Source organism: Testudinibacter sp. 'clade 2' (assembly GCF_006227735.1).
In the GTDB taxonomy this organism is placed as follows: Bacteria; Pseudomonadota; Gammaproteobacteria; order Enterobacterales; family Pasteurellaceae; genus Chelonobacter.
On record NZ_VDHB01000016.1, the window covers coordinates 1 to 17,398 of the forward strand.

The 17,398-nt window shown below is 45.9% G+C and carries 16 protein-coding genes, 5 tRNA genes and 1 other annotated feature; of the genes, 15 read left to right on the forward strand and 6 right to left on the reverse strand.

All coding sequences use genetic code 11. The features are described 5' to 3' along the window. The first annotated feature begins 254 nt into the window (after positions 1-254). Positions 255-380 (forward strand) — a sequence feature (His leader region). Positions 381-408: 28 nt separating this feature from the next. The 10 genes from hisG to hisIE all read left to right on the forward strand — a co-directional run bounded on the left by hisG (position 409) and on the right by hisIE (position 9,382). Next, positions 409-1,308, forward strand: a complete 900-nt coding sequence (gene hisG, locus FHQ30_RS01895) for an ATP phosphoribosyltransferase (protein ID WP_139608818.1) — start codon at positions 409-411, stop codon at positions 1,306-1,308. 71 nt (positions 1,309-1,379) lie between these two features. Continuing rightward, positions 1,380-2,660 (forward strand): histidinol dehydrogenase, encoded by a 1,281-nt coding sequence (gene hisD / locus FHQ30_RS01900; RefSeq protein ID WP_139611052.1) that lies wholly within the window; start codon positions 1,380-1,382, stop codon positions 2,658-2,660. Positions 2,661-2,673: 13 nt separating this feature from the next. Further along, positions 2,674-3,735, forward strand: a complete 1,062-nt coding sequence (gene hisC, locus FHQ30_RS01905; RefSeq protein ID WP_139611094.1) for a histidinol-phosphate transaminase — start codon at positions 2,674-2,676, stop codon at positions 3,733-3,735. A gap of 13 nt (positions 3,736-3,748) precedes the next feature. Next, the gene (hisB, locus tag FHQ30_RS01910; protein WP_139611053.1) at positions 3,749-4,852 is read left to right on the forward strand and encodes a bifunctional histidinol-phosphatase/imidazoleglycerol-phosphate dehydratase HisB; all 1,104 of its coding nucleotides are present in this window, start codon (positions 3,749-3,751) and stop codon (positions 4,850-4,852) included. Between the two features lie 72 nt (positions 4,853-4,924). Then, complete coding sequence (locus tag FHQ30_RS01915) at positions 4,925-5,461, forward strand: hypothetical protein (protein ID WP_132967964.1); 537 nt, start codon at positions 4,925-4,927, stop codon at positions 5,459-5,461. A gap of 208 nt (positions 5,462-5,669) precedes the next feature. Beyond that, the gene (gene hisH / locus FHQ30_RS01920) at positions 5,670-6,260 is read left to right on the forward strand and encodes an imidazole glycerol phosphate synthase subunit HisH (RefSeq protein ID WP_139611054.1); all 591 of its coding nucleotides are present in this window, start codon (positions 5,670-5,672) and stop codon (positions 6,258-6,260) included. 115 nt (positions 6,261-6,375) lie between these two features. Then, complete coding sequence (locus FHQ30_RS01925) at positions 6,376-7,221, forward strand: BRO-N domain-containing protein (RefSeq protein ID WP_139611055.1); 846 nt, start codon at positions 6,376-6,378, stop codon at positions 7,219-7,221. A gap of 14 nt (positions 7,222-7,235) precedes the next feature. Further along, on the forward strand, positions 7,236-7,985 hold the full coding sequence (hisA, locus tag FHQ30_RS01930) for a 1-(5-phosphoribosyl)-5-[(5-phosphoribosylamino)methylideneamino]imidazole-4-carboxamide isomerase (RefSeq protein WP_139611056.1): 750 nt from the start codon (positions 7,236-7,238) through the stop codon (positions 7,983-7,985). Continuing rightward, positions 7,967-8,740 carry an imidazole glycerol phosphate synthase subunit HisF gene (gene hisF, locus FHQ30_RS01935; RefSeq protein WP_139611057.1) on the forward strand — a complete coding sequence of 258 codons (774 nt, stop codon included), beginning with the start codon at positions 7,967-7,969 and terminating at the stop codon, positions 8,738-8,740. The genes hisA and hisF overlap by 19 nt, the downstream gene beginning before the upstream one ends. A 24-nt stretch (positions 8,741-8,764) precedes the next feature. Further along, positions 8,765-9,382, forward strand: a complete 618-nt coding sequence (gene hisIE, locus FHQ30_RS01940) for a bifunctional phosphoribosyl-AMP cyclohydrolase/phosphoribosyl-ATP diphosphatase HisIE (RefSeq protein WP_176552623.1) — start codon at positions 8,765-8,767, stop codon at positions 9,380-9,382. A 44-nt stretch (positions 9,383-9,426) separates the two neighbouring features. Here the strand turns inward: hisIE and FHQ30_RS01945 are convergent, their stop codons facing one another. The 5 genes from FHQ30_RS01945 to FHQ30_RS01965 form a co-directional block, all read right to left on the reverse strand. Further along, positions 9,427-10,218 carry a glycosyltransferase family 32 protein gene (locus FHQ30_RS01945; RefSeq protein ID WP_139611058.1) on the reverse strand — a complete coding sequence of 264 codons (792 nt, stop codon included), beginning with the start codon at positions 10,216-10,218 and terminating at the stop codon, positions 9,427-9,429. A 91-nt stretch (positions 10,219-10,309) separates the two neighbouring features. Next, a tRNA-Val gene (locus tag FHQ30_RS01950) sits at positions 10,310-10,385 on the reverse strand. A 64-nt stretch (positions 10,386-10,449) separates the two neighbouring features. Continuing rightward, positions 10,450-10,525 (reverse strand) — tRNA-Val (locus FHQ30_RS01955). Between the two features lie 45 nt (positions 10,526-10,570). Further along, a tRNA-Val gene (locus tag FHQ30_RS01960) sits at positions 10,571-10,646 on the reverse strand. Positions 10,647-10,689: 43 nt separating this feature from the next. Beyond that, positions 10,690-10,765 (reverse strand) — tRNA-Val (locus tag FHQ30_RS01965). Between the two features lie 177 nt (positions 10,766-10,942). Between FHQ30_RS01965 and gltX the strand changes: the two genes are divergently transcribed. Beyond that, positions 10,943-12,388: a glutamate--tRNA ligase gene (gltX, locus tag FHQ30_RS01970; RefSeq protein WP_139611059.1), complete on the forward strand. Its 1,446-nt coding sequence runs from the start codon at positions 10,943-10,945 to the stop codon at positions 12,386-12,388. A gap of 127 nt (positions 12,389-12,515) precedes the next feature. After that, positions 12,516-12,591, forward strand: a tRNA-Ala gene (locus tag FHQ30_RS01975). Positions 12,592-12,656: 65 nt separating this feature from the next. On the opposite strand, the gene yczE is transcribed toward FHQ30_RS01975, so the two are convergent. After that, entirely contained in the window at positions 12,657-13,316 is a 660-nt protein-coding gene (gene yczE, locus FHQ30_RS01980) for a membrane protein YczE (RefSeq protein ID WP_139611060.1), read from the reverse strand. 194 nt (positions 13,317-13,510) lie between these two features. Here yczE and FHQ30_RS01985 point away from each other — a divergent pair, with 194 nt between their 5' ends. The 3 genes from FHQ30_RS01985 to FHQ30_RS01995 all read left to right on the forward strand — a co-directional run bounded on the left by FHQ30_RS01985 (position 13,511) and on the right by FHQ30_RS01995 (position 17,371). Beyond that, complete coding sequence (locus FHQ30_RS01985; protein WP_139611061.1) at positions 13,511-15,058, forward strand: YjjI family glycine radical enzyme; 1,548 nt, start codon at positions 13,511-13,513, stop codon at positions 15,056-15,058. Between the two features lie 37 nt (positions 15,059-15,095). Continuing rightward, positions 15,096-15,881, forward strand: coding sequence for a 4Fe-4S cluster-binding domain-containing protein (locus FHQ30_RS01990; RefSeq protein WP_139611096.1), 786 nt, complete (start codon positions 15,096-15,098; stop codon positions 15,879-15,881). A gap of 218 nt (positions 15,882-16,099) precedes the next feature. Then, positions 16,100-17,371: a NupC/NupG family nucleoside CNT transporter gene (locus FHQ30_RS01995; protein ID WP_139611062.1), complete on the forward strand. Its 1,272-nt coding sequence runs from the start codon at positions 16,100-16,102 to the stop codon at positions 17,369-17,371. Positions 17,372-17,398 lie beyond the last annotated feature (27 nt).

The following is a 17,398-nucleotide window of genomic DNA, read 5'->3' on the forward strand; positions in this document are numbered from 1 at the left end:
ATAAAGTATCGGATTGAAGAAATAATTTATTTTGTGATACGCATTCCTAAAATAATTTTTTCTTTTTAATTTTTAACCTGAACCTCATAATAAATGGAGTTCTTTTTTCAGTTGTGTAAGTTTGCAGTACGCCAGATACAACGCAAATCTAACGTATTTTTGAAAATAATACTTGCATAATAAAAAAGGATTCAGTATGTTAAACGCAACTGATTGTTAAGGAACTCCACAATGAATTTTAGTCGTACTGCAACTCACCATCATCACACCTGATATTTCTTTCAGGCTCGTGGTGTTGCTTGGAAGATAAGCCTCTTCCGAGTCATGTACGATAAAGCAATGACAACCCCTCGGAAGGATACTTTCGAGGGGTTTTGTTTTTTAGGTTTGAATTTTAAGGAAATTATTATGTTAGATAAAAAAAGACTGCGGATTGCGATGCAAAAATCCGGACGTTTAAGCAAAGAATCACAAGAATTGCTGAAACAGTGCGGAGTGAAAATCAACTGGAACGAGCAACGCCTGATCGCCTATTCAGAAAATATGCCGATTGATATTTTGCGGGTGCGGGATGACGACATTCCGGGGTTAGTCTTCGACGGTGTAGTCGATCTGGGCATTATCGGCGAAAACGTGTTGGAAGAGGAAGAGTTAGGGCGTCTGTCCGCCGGGGATAAGGTGCAATATAAAATGCTGAAACGCCTAGAGTTTGGTGGCTGTCGCTTATCTTTAGCTGTGCCGCGTGATGTTGCTTATACTAGCGTGCAGGATCTCACCGATGCCCGTATCGCTACTTCATACCCGAACTTGCTGAAACGTTATATGCAAGAAGAGGGGGTGCCGTTCAAAAACTGTTTATTGACCGGTTCGGTGGAAGTCGCCCCAACCGCCGGTTTAGCCACGGCAATTTGCGATCTGGTCTCTTCCGGCGCCACGTTGGAAGCCAACGGTTTGCGTGAAGTGGAGATTATTTATCAGTCCAAAGCTTGCTTAATCCAACGTGCTGCCGAATTGAGCGAAGAAAAACAAGCGTTGGTGGATAAGCTACTGACCCGTATCCAGGGGGTGCAGCAAGCTAGCGAAAGCAAATATATTATGCTGCATGCGCCGAAAGATAAACTGGATGCCATTACCGCACTTTTACCCGGCGTGGAACACCCGACGATTCTACCGTTGGCGCACGATGACAGCAAAGTAGCCATGCACGTGGTCAGCCAAGAAAACCTGTTCTGGGAGACCATGGAAGAGTTGAAAGCCGTTGGTGCCAGCTCAATTTTGGTGATGCCGATTGAGAAGATGATGGGTTAAGTTCTATTGTATCAATAACTTGCTACCGATTGCGACGTGAGTCGCTGTCGGAAATAACGGAGAAAAAGAATATGCAAACCATCATTTGGAACAACTTAACAACAGCTGAACAAACCACCGCACTTGAACGCCCTGCAATCACTAATTCGCAGTCTATCGAACAAACGGTGTCAGAAATTCAAAAAAATGTAAAAAACAACGGCGACAGTGCCTTACTTGAGCTGACCGAAAAATTTGACAAAGTGCGGTTGGACAGCTTGACGGTTTCAAACGAACACATTTTGCAAGCGACAAGACGTGTGCCGGAAGCGTTAAAACAGGCAATTCAAAATGCGTACCGCAATATTGAAGCCTTTCACCAAGCACAAAAACCCAATGTGATTGAAGTGGAAACCCAAGCCGGGGTGAAATGCGAAGTGTTGACCCGCCCGATTAATAAAGTCGGTTTATATATCCCCGGCGGTTCTGCACCACTGTTTTCGACCGTATTAATGTTGGCCATTCCGGCAAAAATTGCCGGTTGTCAAAAAGTGGTGCTGTGCACTCCACCGCCGATTGCCGATGAAATTCTGTATACTGCCAATCTGTGCGGGGTGGAAACCATCTATGCGGTGGGCGGGGCGCAAGCGGTGTTTGCCATGGCGTTCGGCACCGAAACCGTTGTAAAAGTGGATAAAATTTTTGGACCGGGCAATGCTTTTGTCACCGAAGCCAAACGCCAAGTCACCCAACTGGGGACGGCAATTGATATGCAGGCAGGTCCTTCCGAAGTGTTGGTGATTGCCGATGAATTGGCCGATGCGGATTTTGTGGCAAGTGATCTATTATCACAAGCGGAACACGGTGCAGACAGCCAAGTGATTTTGCTCACCCCTAGCAAAACGTTGGCGGAGCAGACCGCACTTGCGATTGAACAGCAGCTTGCCAGCCTGCCGCGTGCCGAAACCGCCCGCAAAGCCCTGAGCCACAGCCGCACCATTATTGCTGAGGATTTACAGCAGTGCGTTGAAATCAGCAACGCCTACGCCCCGGAGCATTTAATCGTACAAGTGGAAAACGCCCGTGCTTTATTGCCACAGCTCGACAACGCAGGCTCGATTTTCTTGGGGGCATATTCTCCTGAAAGCATGGGCGACTACGCCAGCGGCACCAACCATGTGTTGCCGACCTACGGCTACTCGCGCACCAGCTCAAGCCTTGGTTTGGCGGATTTCAGCAAGCGCATGACGGTGCAAGAACTCACCCCGCAAGGTTTTAAAGAACTGGCACGCACAGTCGAATTGATGGCAGCCGCAGAACAGCTAGATGCGCATAAACAGGCGGTCAGTATCCGCTTGGCGAAGATGGGATAAAGAGGAAAATATGATGACCATTTCACAACTTTCACGCAAAAATATTCAAGCCTTAACGCCGTATCAATCGGCGCGCCGCTTGGGGGGCAAGGGTGATGTGTGGCTGAATGCCAATGAATATGCAACTTCGCCGGATCTCAACCTGCAAAAGCGCACGTTTAACCGTTATCCCGAAGCGCAACCGCAACAATTGCTGGAGCGTTATGCCGCTTATGCCGGATTAAAAGCGGAGAATGTGCTGGTCAGCCGTGGCGGTGATGAAAGCATTGAGCTGATTATCCGTGCCTTTTGCGAAGCGGACGACAAAGTGCTGTATTGTCCGCCGACCTACGGCATGTATGCGGTCAGCGCCGAAACCTGTGGCATTCAAACCAAAACCGTAGCGCTGACGGCGGATTTTCAATTGAATTTAGCTGAAATTGAACAAAATCTTGAGCAAGTCAAAGTGATTTTCGTCTGTAGCCCGAATAATCCGACCGGTAATGTAGTCAAGCGTGAGGACTTGTTAACACTATTGGAGATGACCCGTGATCGTGCGATTGTGGTGGTCGATGAAGCCTATATCGAATTTTGTCCGCAGGCGACGATGGCAAACGAATTGGCGAATTACCCGCACTTGGCGCTTATCCGCACCCTGTCGAAAGCCTTTGCCCTCGCCGGATTGCGTTGCGGTTTCACCTTGGCAAATCCGGAATTGATCAACATACTGCAAAAAGTGATTGCACCGTACCCGATCCCGGTACCGGTCTCCGATTTGGCCTGCCAGGCGCTCGATCAAAACGGTTTGGTAGAGATGCAGCAACGGGTTGCCGAAGTGATTGAATACCGCACTTGGCTGATTAACCAACTGCAACCGCTGCCTATCGTGGCGCAAATTTTCGCTAGTGAAGCAAACTATATTCTGGTCAAATTCCAAAACGGAACAAACGTGTTTAAAACCTTATGGGATCAGGGTATTATTTTACGTGATCAAAACAAGGCTCTCGGCTTAAGCAACTGCATCCGGATTACCATTGGCGCAGGACAAGAAAACCGCCGCGTGGTTGACGCGATTCGGGCGATTTCCGCAAAATAATAAGGACAACATCATGACACAAACCACGCCACAAAAAATCCTGTTTATCGACCGTGACGGCACGTTGATCGATGAACCGAAAACCGATTTTCAGATTGATACGCTGGAAAAATTGAAATTTGAACCGAACGTGATTCCGGCACTGTTGAAATTGCGTGATAGAGGTTTCCGTTTTGTGATGGTCAGTAATCAAGACGGTCTTGGCACCGAGTCACTGCCGCAGAAAAATTTTGATCTGCCGCATAATGCGATGATGGAACTGTTTCGTTCGCAAGGTATTGAATTTGATGATGTCTTGATCTGTCCACATCGCCCGGAAGACAACTGCACCTGCCGTAAGCCGAAACTGGGATTGTTGAAAAAATATATCAATAAAGGGCTGTTCGACCCGAAACACAGCTATGTGATCGGCGATCGTTCAACCGATATCCAACTGGCGGATAATTTGGGCATTACCGGCTTGCAATACCACCCTGAAAATTTGAATTGGGATTTGATTGTTGAAAAAATTCTGGCAAAACGGATTCGCAAACCGGGCTTTAAACCACGCCACGCCGCCGTAACCCGCACCACCAAAGAAACCGATATTCGGGTGGAAGTGTGGCTGGACGAGCAAGGCATGAACGAGATCAAAACCGGGCTAGGCTTTTTTGATCATATGCTCGATCAAATCGCCACTCACGGCGGTTTTCGCATGAACGTGACGGTGGACGGCGATCTGCATATCGACGATCACCACACTATCGAAGATACCGCACTTGCCCTTGGCGAAGCGTTGAAACAAGCCTTAGGCAATAAACGTGGCATTGCCCGCTTCGGCTTTGTGCTGCCGATGGATGAATGTAAAGCCGAATGTGCGCTGGATCTCTCCGGTCGCCCGTATCTGAAATTCAAAGCCAAATTCAGCCGTGACAAAGTGGGCGATTTCAGCACCGAAATGGCGGAACACTTCTTTATGTCGCTCTCTTATGCTTTGGCGTGCACTTTGCATTTAAATGTCAAAGGCAAAAACGCCCACCATCAGGTTGAAGCGCTGTTCAAATGTTTCGGCAGAACCTTACGCCAAGCGATTCGAATTGAAAGCGACCAGCTGCCGAGTTCGAAAGGGGTGTTGTAGTGGTGAAATGTGCATTGAGGCCCACTGATAATATTTTCAAATAAACTAATAGTGATAATAATGGAGAGAAATATGAAAAAAATCGGATTAACTTTTTTAATATTGCTTTTAACTGGTTGTGTAAACACGGAATTATCGACTAAAGATAAAGTCTATAATCCTGAAAATGAGGCTCGCATTCGTTTATATGGGCAAAATGGTAGGCCGACTATTATGGCAATATCCATTGACGGCAAAAAAGAAACTGTCAATGTGGGTGGTAGTTTAGGACAAGCCTTTTCATCTTTCATTGGAACAAAAGGTAATGAAAGTATCGGTATGCCAGAAAGTGAGCTGAGTAAAGATCCAAGCAAATTATCAGGCATTATTTCAGGAGCATTCTTTAAAGAATTTGTTATTCCGGCCGGTAGCGAGGTAACGGTAAATAATTCGATTATGGGGAATCAGCATAAGCACCATGATCCTATTTTTAATCATACCGTGATTGTTACTTTTAAAGGCTGCACAGGAAAAAAAGTGATTTTTACTCCAGAGGCTGGTAAAGATTATGAAGTTGCTCCGATTGGCTTAACTACGGGGTGTAGTGTAACGGTGTATGAAATCAAGTAATTGATTAAAATCGTAATTAAAGCTTATATTCAAATTGTACTTTGAGAAATTAAGATGAAGCGGTCTGCGCTTTTATATTTGCACTATTTAGCTTTTGCTGACTTAATCTAGGCACAATACACCGGAAAATCATACTGTTATTGGTGTGAATCAGCGAAGTGAAATATATTTGGAATTAAAATAAGGGCACAAAAGATAAGGGAAAACTATGGATATTGTGATTATCGACACCGGCTGTGCCAATCTGTCCTCGGTAAAATTCGCCTTTGATCGTTTGGGCTATCAGGTGAAAATCAGCCGAGATTTAGCAGAAATCAAAGCAGCCGATAAACTGCTGTTGCCCGGTGTCGGCACCGCACTGGCGGCGATGAAAAATCTACAAGAGCGTCAGCTGATCGATACCATTCGCGGCGCTACCCAGCCGATGTTGGGAATCTGCTTGGGTATGCAGTTGATGACCGAATTTTCCAGCGAAGGCAATTTAGCCACGTTAGGATTAATGCACGGACGTACGGAATTGATTCCGAATCTGGGGTTGCCACTGCCGCATATGGGCTGGAATCAAGTGCAGTATCAAGTGGATCACCCACTGTTTGCCGAGATCGAACAAAACAGCCATTTTTATTTTGTCCACAGCTATGCCGTACTGCCGAACGAAAACACCATTGCCACTTGCGACTACGGCGTAGCGTTTTCAGCGGCGCTAGGTCACAACAATTTCTACGGTGTGCAATTCCACCCGGAACGCTCCGGCAAGGCGGGGGCACAGTTGTTACGCAATTTTGTGGAAAATATCTAAAGTGCGGTTAGATCCTCGCATTTTGCGATCACTGTTCCAAAAACACTCATTGGCAGTTTTTCACTCACAAAACACTGTATATAATTACAGTTAAATTAAGTGGAGGGAAAACCTGATGAGTGAGATTAAATTGTTTGAAAATAGCCAGATTCGTTCGGTTTGGGACGAAGAAAAACAAGAATGGTTTTTTAGTGTGGTGGATATTGTTCTGGCATTAACAGAAAGTAATAATCCCCGTCGATACTGGAGTGATTTAAAACGAAAATTACAGGTTGAAGAAGGGGCAAATGAGTTGTACGAAAAAATCGTACAACTGAAATTTCAATCTACTGATGGAAAAATGTATAAGAGTGATGCTACTGATACACAAGGTATTTTCCGTATTATCCAGTCTATTCCATCACCAAAAGCCGAGCCGTTTAAAATGTGGTTGGCGGAAGTGGCAAAGGAGCGGATTGATGAAATTATTGATCCTGAACTGACGATTGATCGTGCGTTGGAAACTTATGCGAAGAAGGGCTACTCCCGTGAATGGATTAACCAACGTTTGCAGGCGATTCAGGTGCGCAAAGAATTGACCGACGCTTGGCAGGATCACGGGGTGGAACAAGGGCGTGAATTTGCAATTTTAACCAATGAAATTACTCAAGCTTGGAGCGGAATGACCACGCGCGAATATAAATCGTTCAAAGGGTTAAAAAAAGAGAGTTTACGCGACAATATGTCCACCACCGAACTGGTTTTAAATATGCTGGCGGAAGCCGCAACGAAAGATATTACTCAAATTAGTCACCCGCGGGGCTTTGATGAAAATCGAGAAGTGGCAAAACGTGGCGGTAATGTCGCCAAGGTGGCGCGCGAAAGTTTAGAACAAGAGACTGGGAAATCCGTGGTCACTCAACAAAAAGCGATTGATTTTTCAGAGCTTATTAGCAATGTTGCCAAAATTAACAAAAAATAGGAAAGATAGCCACAATGAAAAAATCCATTATTATCCCGGCACTTGATCTGATTGACGGTCAAGTGGTGCGCTTACATCAGGGAGATTACGGCAAGCAGACTAACTATTCGTCTAATCCGACCGCACTTTTTGCCGATTATGTGGCGCAAGGGGCGGAGCAGTTGCATTTGGTGGATTTGACCGGGGCGAAAGATCCGGCGAAACGTCAAACAAAATTAATCGGAGAAATCATTCAAGCGACAAATTGCCCGGTACAAGTGGGCGGCGGCATTCGCACTGAACAAGATGTGGCGGATTTATTGGCGGTGGGTGCAAATCGAATTGTGATTGGCTCAACTGCGGTGAAAGAACGTGCGATGGTCAAAGGCTGGTTTGAAAAGTACGGTGCGCAGAAGTTCGTGCTGGCGTTAGACGTGAACATTGCTGCCAACGGCGAAAAAATTATTGCCATCAGCGGTTGGCTGGAAGCCAGCGGCGTGTCGCTGGAGGAATTGATCGAAGATTATCAATCCGTTGGTTTACAACATGTGTTATGCACCGATATTTCGCGTGACGGCACCTTGGCAGGTTCGAACGTGGATCTATACTGTGAAATCTGTGCCAAATACCCGACAATTCAATTCCAATCCTCCGGCGGTATCGGCTCGCTTGCGGATGTGGCGGCGTTGAAAGGCACAGGCGTGGCAGGGGTGATTATCGGGCGTGCATTATTAGAAGGCAAATTTAATGTAGCGGAGGCGATTGAATGCTGGCAAAACGGATAATCCCTTGTTTAGACGTGCGTGACGGGCAGGTGGTGAAAGGCGTGCAATTCCGCAACCACGAAATTATCGGCGACATCGTGCCGTTGGCGAAACGCTATGCCGATGAAAGTGCCGATGAGCTGGTATTTTACGATATTACCGCTTCAAGTGATGGTCGCACGGTAGATAAAAGCTGGGTTGAACGGGTGGCGCAAGTGATCGACATTCCGTTTTGTGTTGCCGGTGGGATTAAAACTATCGACGATGCGGAAAAACTGTTTGCCTTCGGCGCGGATAAAATTTCGATCAATTCACCGGCGTTGGCAGAGCCGGAGTTGATTTCCCGCTTGGCGGATCGTTTCGGGGTGCAGGCGATTGTGGTCGGGATTGACAGTTGGTTCGAACAAAGTAGTGGCAAATATTGGGTCAATCAATATACCGGTGACGAAACCCGCACCCGTCAAACCCACTGGCAATTGTTGGATTGGGTGCAAGAGGTGCAACAGCGTGGCGCCGGTGAAATCGTGCTGAATATGATGAACCAAGACGGCGTGCGCCAAGGCTATGATTTAACCCAGCTCAGGGCGGTGCGTGCAGTGTGCAGCGTGCCGTTGATTGCTTCCGGCGGTGCGGGCGAAATGGTGCATTTTCGTGATGCGTTTGTGCAAGCCAATGTGGACGGTGCACTGGCGGCAAGCGTGTTCCATAAACAAATTATCAATATCGGCGAACTGAAAACCTACCTTGCGGGGCAAGGGGTGGAAGTGCGGTGCTAAGATTTTTCTAAAATAGGATAAAAAATGTTAGATATTCAAACAATTAATTGGCAAAAAGTGGATAATCTATTACCCGTTATCGTACAAAACGCCACCACTTGCGAAGTGCTGATGCTGGGTTATATGAATCAAGCAGCATTGGAAAAAACCTTGGCTGAAGGTAAAGTCACTTTTTTCTCGCGTACCAAGCAACGCTTGTGGACCAAAGGCGAAACCTCAGGCAATTTCCTCAACGTGGTGGATATGAGCTTGGATTGTGATAATGATACCTTATTGATTTTAGCCGATCCGATTGGTGAAACTTGCCACACCGGGGCGGAAAGCTGTTTCCACCAGTTTGTCAATAAAGAGCAGCCGGATTGGATTTTCTTCAGCAAGTTGGAGCGGTTGATCGCCGAGCGCAAAGGCGCTGATCCGGACAGTTCTTACACCGCACACCTGTATTCGCGCGGCACTAAACGTATTGCACAAAAAGTCGGTGAGGAAGGAGTTGAAACCGCACTTGCTGCTACAGTGAAAGATCGTGATGAAACCATTTGCGAAGCGGCGGACTTGGCTTATCACTTGACCGTCTTATTACAAGATGCCGATCTGTCTTGGGCAGATGTGATTGGCAAGTTGAAACAGCGGCATTCAAAATAAGAGCACATAACGAAAAAAGTCTGATTCGATGTCAGACTTTTTTATTATTTCAACAAATCTTCTTTTTTGGCGTACGTCCATTTACCGCGTTTTTTATCAATATACTGAAAATATTCGTTGGTAAAACTACCTTGAATAGCGGTCAATTTTTCCGGACGGACACTCATTTTTTTATCACCGATAGCCGTATTAAACGGCACAGGCCCGGTCAGATGATAAACGCCGTGGTCAACCCGACGTTGTTCAATATTATCTACGATCAGATCTAAGGTATCTTTCAGAATCAGATTGCCCTTGGCACAAGCAATAAAGTAGTTATTATAACGTCCCTTATTATATACCAACACTTCATTGTCTTCTGCACTGATCATTTTGGATAGGGGCCACACTAGTTGTCCATCAATATCCATATAAATGCCGCCTTCTTTATACAAAACCAACAAACGCCAAAAATCGGCTTGTGCTGCACCGTCCGTTAGTTTGCTGTAAGCGGCAAACATCCGCTCATCGGCATTTGCACGGATAAATTCAATCCGTTCTTCGGTGCTGACATAACGGTAATCATAACTGAGTGACATCAAGCGGTTAAACAAGTAATTCAGATAAACCGGAAGGCTAACCTTGTTGGTGTAATTTGTCTGCCAAATTGTTTTATTGATTTTGGTTATTTGTTGAGATTTTCGTTTTGCCGGGCTAAATTCGGGAATTGTAAAACGCTTTTTAGGAAAGATGAAATGAAACGGATAACACAGGGTTTTGCATATATTGCCCAATAAGCGGCTACAACGGTTTGCGAGTAAAATGGCGGTTGGATAGTTAATTTTATTATATTCCATTGTTTCACCTGATAATCTTTGCTGAATGTGTAAATACAGACGCAATATAGCACAATCGGAATGAATTAAATAGAAACTTGAAAGAGAAAAGTGGTGGGCGATACCGGTCTCGAACCAGTGACCCCCTCCTTGTAAGGGAGGTGCTCTCCCAACTGAGCTAATCGCCCGACAATAATCATTAGTGAGGAATTACCAAATGATTAAGTGCGGTTTTGATTTTAAATAATTAAGTGGTGGGCGATACCGGTCTCGAACCAGTGACCCCCTCCTTGTAAGGGAGGTGCTCTCCCAACTGAGCTAATCGCCCACTTAAGATTGCTTTAAAATCAAAGGGATAAGTTTGTGCGGAAAGTGGTGGGCGATACCGGTCTCGAACCAGTGACCCCCTCCTTGTAAGGGAGGTGCTCTCCCAACTGAGCTAATCGCCCGCTAGGTCAAACTTATAACAACAAACAGACACTTACAAAAAAGTGGTGGGCGATACCGGTCTCGAACCAGTGACCCCCTCCTTGTAAGGGAGGTGCTCTCCCAACTGAGCTAATCGCCCATTTGTTGTGAGCGAGCATTATAATGGGTGCAGCTTTGCAGTCAACGGTTTTTTATTTTTTTCGGGCTAATTGGCGCAAAAATAAACATCTAAGATTAATTTTATCTATCAATAGCCGTCAGTCATAGTACAATATCCAGTATTTTATTTTTATTCTCGAATTTACAAGGTCAAGCAATGGATATTCAACCCCTGTTCAATTTTAATCCTGGCGTGAAAGTCAGAACCCGTTTTGCCCCTAGTCCGACCGGTTTTTTGCATGTTGGTGGTGCACGTACCGCACTTTACTCTTGGCTGTATGCCCGCCACAATCAAGGCGAATTTGTATTGCGGATTGAAGACACCGATTTGGAACGCTCCACCCAAGCCGCAACCGATGCGATTTTGGAAGCTATGGAATGGCTGGATATGCACTGGGAACACGGTCCTTATTATCAAACCAAACGCTTTGATCGTTACAATCAAGTGATCGACCAAATGCTGGAACAAGGCTTGGCATACCGTTGCTATTGCAGCAAAGCGCGGTTAGAGACTTTGCGTGAACAGCAAGAGCAAAATAAAGAGAAGCCGCGTTATGACCGCCACTGCCTGCATGATCATACGCATCAGGCAAGCGAACCGCACGTGGTACGTTTTAAAAATCCGACTGAAGGCTCGGTGATTTTTGAGGATGCAATCCGTGGCAGAATCGAAATCAGCAACCAAGAGCTGGACGATTTGATTATCCGCCGCACTGATGGCTCGCCAACCTATAATTTTTGTGTGGTGGTGGACGATTGGGATATGGGGATTACTCACGTTGTGCGCGGTGAAGATCACATCAACAATACGCCACGTCAAATCAATATCTTAAAAGCGCTGGGTGCCCCGGTGCCGGTGTATGCGCACGTTTCAATGATTTTAGGCGAAGACGGGCAAAAACTGTCCAAACGCCACGGTGCAGTCAGTGTGATGGAATATCGTGATGACGGCTATCTGCCGGAAGCGCTAAACAATTACCTAGTGCGTTTGGGCTGGGGGCACGGTGATCAGGAAGTGTTTAGTCGTGAGGAGATGGTCGAGTTATTTAACTTGACCTCGGTCAGCCGTTCCGCCAGCTCGTTTAACCACGATAAATTATTATGGTTGAACCACCACTATATCCGCGAATTACCGGCGGAAAAAGTCGCAGGCTATCTGGCATGGCATATGCAAGATCAGCAGATCGACACCAGCAATGGTCCGAGTTTGGCAAGCGTGGTGCAAATGCTGGGCGAACGTTGTAAAACCTTAAAAGAGATGGCCGCCGCAAGCCGTTATTTCTTTGAGGATTTTTCGCAATTTGAAGAAAGTGCGGTCAAAAAACATTTTAAAGCCGCTGCAATCGAACCGCTTAGCGTGGTGTTGCAAAAGCTGACCGCACTTGATGATTGGAATGCACAGGATATTCATCAAGCGATCGAGCAAACCGCAGCAGAATTAAACATCGGCATGGGCAAAGTGGGTATGCCGCTGCGGGTTGCCGTGACCGGCAGCGGGCAATCGCCATCGCTGGACGTGACATTGGTCGGCATCGGTAGAGAACGCAGCTTGGTGCGAATTGAAAAAGCACTGGAGTTTATCCAAAACAAGTTATCAGCATAAACAACTGATTTAATTTTCGCCATTCGATGCCAAAATCGCAAAGAATTGCAGAAATCAGATTGACAGATCAAAGTGCGGTTATTAATATAGCCGCACTTTAATGACTCATCATTAAAACCATTCTTATGGGGATATAGCTCAGTTGGGAGAGCGCTTGCATGGCATGCAAGAGGTCGTCGGTTCGATCCCGTCTATCTCCACCAAACCAATTTTTCCACAATCCATCACTCTACTATAAGCTCAAAATATAAACAAAGATCAACAGACCCTATTTGCTGTCATAAGCCGTGAAGCAGTATAAGGTTAATTGAATAACCCAGCCGATAGAAAATGCGAACAGTAGCGTGGCGAAGCCCAGTGTGCCGCCAAGTAAAAAGCCGATCAGGGCGACGCTGCTTTCCATGAGGGTGCGTACCAAACCGACTTTGAGTTTAAAGCGTTGGCATAGTCCGACCATTAAGCCGTCGCGTGGGCCGGCACCCATATGGCAGGTGAGGTAAAACGCCGAGCCGATGCCCATCAATAAAATGCCGATCAAAGCATAGCCGATCTGTCCAAGTGCGGTTGCAGGCGAGGCGACCATTTTAGCGGTGACGCCAAGCGCAATTGCGATCAGGATAATATTCAACACCGTGCCTAAACCGATTTTTAAATGCAGCGGAAACCAGCATAACATCACCAGACAACTGACGATAAAAGAAGCAACGCCGACACTCACCTCGGTTTGCAGGGCGATGCCCTGTGATAAAATTGTCCAAGGAGCCGAGCCGAGATTTGAAACCAATAAAAATCCTTCCCCGATGCCGACCAAGATCAGCGAAATGCACAGCGGCACGAAGCTCCGGCTTTTGAACTCCCATAACCGACTGGCGCTCCATTTGGTTTTTGGGAGAACGGCGAACTGTTTTTTAAAGGTATTAACGGTCATAGATTTCCGAGAGTGAGCAATATCCACGCCATTTTAATCGTGTTCTGCTCAATTGCTAAATCATTTTTTAGTATCAGTGAGCTAAATTGAGAAATATCCCGGTTAGTTGATGGTGATCACAGTTTTAATCTTGCGGGCGAAAGGTGAATTCTATACCATTTGTTTTTTAGAGTAGAGGATATTGAGGAGCAGTTATGTTAGCAACATTACAGGATATTCTGGACACGGTTAAAGCCGAAAATTTGACCTATCAACAAAAATTAATGACATTAGGCAATATTGCCGAGCGTCTGTTTGATCCGAGAGAACTGTTGGGTTATAGCGATGAAGAGTGGCAATATCTTCAAAATCAAATGATTTGTGATTTGAATGAAGGCTATGCGGTTTATCGTCCGCGTTACATTTTGCCGGATTATTCGGTCTATGTTAAAAAAGGTTGTCGCTTTCTTGATCTGCCGGTACCGAAAACCCTTGATGAAGTGTTGGACGGATTGCTGATTATTTACTCCCATGTTCCGTCGATTACCACGTTTCCGGTTTATATCGGACGGTTAGACAGCCTGCTGGAGCCGTTTATTTGTGACGAAGCGCAAGACTATATCAAAATTAAACGCTTTTTAAATCATATTGATAAAACCGTGCCGGACTCGTTTTGTCACGCCAATATCGGTCCTTATGAAACCAGTGCCGGACGATTGATCCTACAGGCGGTGATCGAGCTGGAAAACACGACGCCGAATATGACGATTCGTTATGATAAAACTAAAACCTCGCGCGAATTTGCTGAGTTGGCGGCAAAAGCCTGTTTATTGGTTTCCAAGCCGTCGTTTGCCAATGATGCTTATTATTGCGCCGATTTGGGCGAGGAATATGGCGTTGCCAGTTGTTATAATGCCTTGCCGGAATGCGGTGGGGCTTATACGTTGACTCGTTTGCGTTTGGGCACGATAGCCAGAGCTTGCAGTTCGGTCACGGAAATGGTGGAACAACTGTTGCCGAAAGTGGCGAAATTGGCACTTTCTACCATGGATAAGCGGCATCAATTTATTGTCGAACAGAGCAATTTTTTCAAGACCAGCTTTTTGGAGCAAGAAGGCTTTATTAAGCGCACCAATTTTACCGGCATGTTTGCGATTGTCGGTTTGGCTGATGCCACTAACCATCTGTTGCGGCAAGAGGGTTTGAACGAAACCTTTGGGCAGAGTGCGCGAGGTGAGGAAATTGCCACTGCAATCATGCAAAAATTAAAAAGCGTGAATGACAGCCATATCGGGGTTTACGCCGAAAGAACCGACAACCACTATTTGTTGCATGCCCAAGTTGGCGCCAGTATTGATGCGGAAGATAAATTGAATACGCCAGCACATCGGGTCAAAGTCGGACAAGAGCCGACCTTATTAGCACACTTAAAACAATCCGCGCCGTATCATCAATATTTTCCATCCGGTACTGGCGACTTGTTTGCCTTTGATCAAACCTATGTTGATCACCTTGATGCCGTGGTGGATATCATCGACGGCGCCTTTGCTCTGAATTATCGCTATATCACCACCTATCTGAAAAATACCGATTTGATTCGAGTTACCGGCTATCTGGTGAAGAAAAGCGAAGTGGAGCGTTTCCGTCAAGGCGAGGCAGTATTGCGCGATACGACTTGGTTTGGTGCGGGAACCGATGACTGCGCACAGGTGTTTGACCGCCAACTGCGTGATCAGGGCAATGTCAATGGCAATGCCGCATAACGGTTTGTTGTCAGATAATGATTCAAAGTGCGGTTTGCTGACCGCACTTTCCACTATTACGCTACCACTGCACCGCATTATTCCCTTTTCCAACGTTGAAGGTGCCGGCAATCGCATCAGTATTTTTCTGCAAGGCTGCAAATTGAACTGTTTGTATTGCCACAATCCAGAAACCATACCAAGATACAGCGCTGACAGTAAACGGGTTAGTCTGCGTTATCTCTATGATCAAGTTCAAGATTCAATGCCGTTTATTCGTGGCGTGACGATTTCGGGCGGCGAGCCGACCATTCACCATCGTAAATTAGTGCCGCTGTTTCAGGCGTTGCGCCAACTGGGTTTAAGCTGTTATTTGGATTCGAGTGGTTTTTTTGAGTTTGAACCGATGCAAGAGTTGATTGCGCTGACCGACAAATTTTTATTTGATCTGAAAGGCAGTGGCTTGGGCTTGCAAGCACTTTGTTTCGAGCGTAAAAATCAGAGCGGAAAAGTACCGGACAATTTGATCACGACACAGCGAATGAAGTCGGCAAATTTGACCCGCAATCTTGACAATTTGCGCCGCCTGTTAGCGCTGGGAAAAATTGAAGAAGTCCGCTTGGTGGTGATGCTCGATTTTGTTGACAGTTATGAGCTGATCGAACAGACAGCAACGTTGCTCAAAGGGCATCCAGAAGTGATTTTTAAGCTGATTCGCGTGCACGCCAAAGGCACGCGCGATCCGGATGGTATTGCGACTTATATCCCGGACATCGGCTATATGAATCAGCTGGAACAATATGCCAGAAAGTGCGGTATCAATAGGGTGATAACGGTTTGTTAAATCAACATTTTGCTGTGTTTTTAATCAAGAAATTAGAATATTTTTCAGATTAGTTGATTTTGATCTCATTATGGAAATTATTTTCAGATTTTTTTAGAAAAAGGCGTATAGTTGCACCAATCAATAGGCTATCAAATCGACTATCTTTAATAGAAATTGATATATTTTAAGCGGTATTTTTTATAACAAAAATTTTAAAGACTATTTTAGAGGTAATTATGGACTCATTAATGAGCATATTAGGCATCATTGTGCTGTTGGGCATTGCATTCCTATTATCAAACAATCGCAAAGCGATTAACCTTCGTACGGTGTTGGGAGCATTAGCGATTCAAGTGGGAATTGGCGCTCTTATCCTTTATGTACCGGCAGGGCGCGATGCACTTTTAGCTGCTGCGGAAGGTGTGCAAAAAGTGATCAATTATGGCAATGATGGAATTGGCTTTTTGTTCGGTGGTTTGGTCAGCGACAAAATGTTCGAAGTCTTTGGCGGCGGTGGTTTCGTGTTTGCGTTGCGGGTATTGCCAGCCATCATTTTCTTCGCATCGTTGATTTCAGTGTTGTATTACATCGGTGTAATGCAGTGGGTGATCAAAATTATCGGTGGTTTCCTGCAACTAGTGTTGAAAACCTCCAAAACCGAATCGATGTCGGCAGCTGCCAATATTTTCGTTGGGCAAACTGAAGCGCCGTTGATTGTGAAACCGTATATCGCCAAAATGACCGAATCAGAGCTGTTTGCGATTATGTGTGGTGGTTTGGCGTCGGTTGCCGGGGCGGTCATGATCGGTTATGCCCAAATGGGCGTACCGTTGCCGTATTTAATCGCAGCTTCGTTTATGGCGGCACCGGGCGGCTTGTTGTTTGCTAAAATTTTGATTCCACAAACTGAACATCCGCATGATGATTTGGATCACGATGCGGTGGAAGAAAAACCGTCTAATGTGTTAGATGCCGCTGCTGCGGGGGCGTCTTCCGGTATGCAGTTGGCACTGAATGTAGGCGCAATGTTGTTGGCATTTATCGCCTTGATCGCCTTGTTGAACGGGATTATTGGTGGCATCGGCAGTTGGTTTAACTATCCGGAGCTGTCACTGCAAATTATTTTAGGCTGGGTGTTCCAACCGTTGGCGTATGTTATCGGGGTGCCATGGAGTGAAGCACAAGTCGCCGGTTCAATGATTGGGCAAAAACTGGTCATCAATGAATTTGTGGCTTACATGGATTTTGTCAAATACCTGGGAGCAGAAGCGCCGATGGTGCTGACTGAAAAAACTAAAGCTATCATTACTTTTGCTTTGTGTGGTTTTGCCAACTTCAGCTCTATTGCAATCTTGATTGGTGGTTTGGGTACTATGGCGCCAAACCGTCGTTCCGATGTTGCTCGGTTAGGGATTAAAGCGGTTATTGCCGGTTCTTTATCGAACCTGATGAGTGCTGCAATTGCCGGCTTGTTTATCGGTTTGACCGGCGCAGTATTAGTCGGATAATTCGTCAAAAAACTACGAAGATTTAAA

Coding starts and splice junctions, on each gene's coding strand:
- hisG (WP_139608818.1), top strand. CDS start 409: ATGTTAGATAAAAAAAGACTGCGGATTGCGATGCAAAAATCCGGACGT.
- hisD (WP_139611052.1), top strand. CDS start 1,380: ATGCAAACCATCATTTGGAACAACTTAACAACAGCTGAACAAACCACC.
- hisC (WP_139611094.1), top strand. CDS start 2,674: ATGACCATTTCACAACTTTCACGCAAAAATATTCAAGCCTTAACGCCG.
- hisB (WP_139611053.1), top strand. CDS start 3,749: ATGACACAAACCACGCCACAAAAAATCCTGTTTATCGACCGTGACGGC.
- FHQ30_RS01915 (WP_132967964.1), top strand. CDS start 4,925: ATGAAAAAAATCGGATTAACTTTTTTAATATTGCTTTTAACTGGTTGT.
- hisH (WP_139611054.1), top strand. CDS start 5,670: ATGGATATTGTGATTATCGACACCGGCTGTGCCAATCTGTCCTCGGTA.
- FHQ30_RS01925 (WP_139611055.1), top strand. CDS start 6,376: ATGAGTGAGATTAAATTGTTTGAAAATAGCCAGATTCGTTCGGTTTGG.
- hisA (WP_139611056.1), top strand. CDS start 7,236: ATGAAAAAATCCATTATTATCCCGGCACTTGATCTGATTGACGGTCAA.
- hisF (WP_139611057.1), top strand. CDS start 7,967: ATGCTGGCAAAACGGATAATCCCTTGTTTAGACGTGCGTGACGGGCAG.
- hisIE (WP_176552623.1), top strand. CDS start 8,765: ATGTTAGATATTCAAACAATTAATTGGCAAAAAGTGGATAATCTATTA.
- FHQ30_RS01945 (WP_139611058.1), bottom strand. CDS start 10,218: ATGGAATATAATAAAATTAACTATCCAACCGCCATTTTACTCGCAAAC.
- gltX (WP_139611059.1), top strand. CDS start 10,943: ATGGATATTCAACCCCTGTTCAATTTTAATCCTGGCGTGAAAGTCAGA.
- yczE (WP_139611060.1), bottom strand. CDS start 13,316: ATGACCGTTAATACCTTTAAAAAACAGTTCGCCGTTCTCCCAAAAACC.
- FHQ30_RS01985 (WP_139611061.1), top strand. CDS start 13,511: ATGTTAGCAACATTACAGGATATTCTGGACACGGTTAAAGCCGAAAAT.
- FHQ30_RS01995 (WP_139611062.1), top strand. CDS start 16,100: ATGGACTCATTAATGAGCATATTAGGCATCATTGTGCTGTTGGGCATT.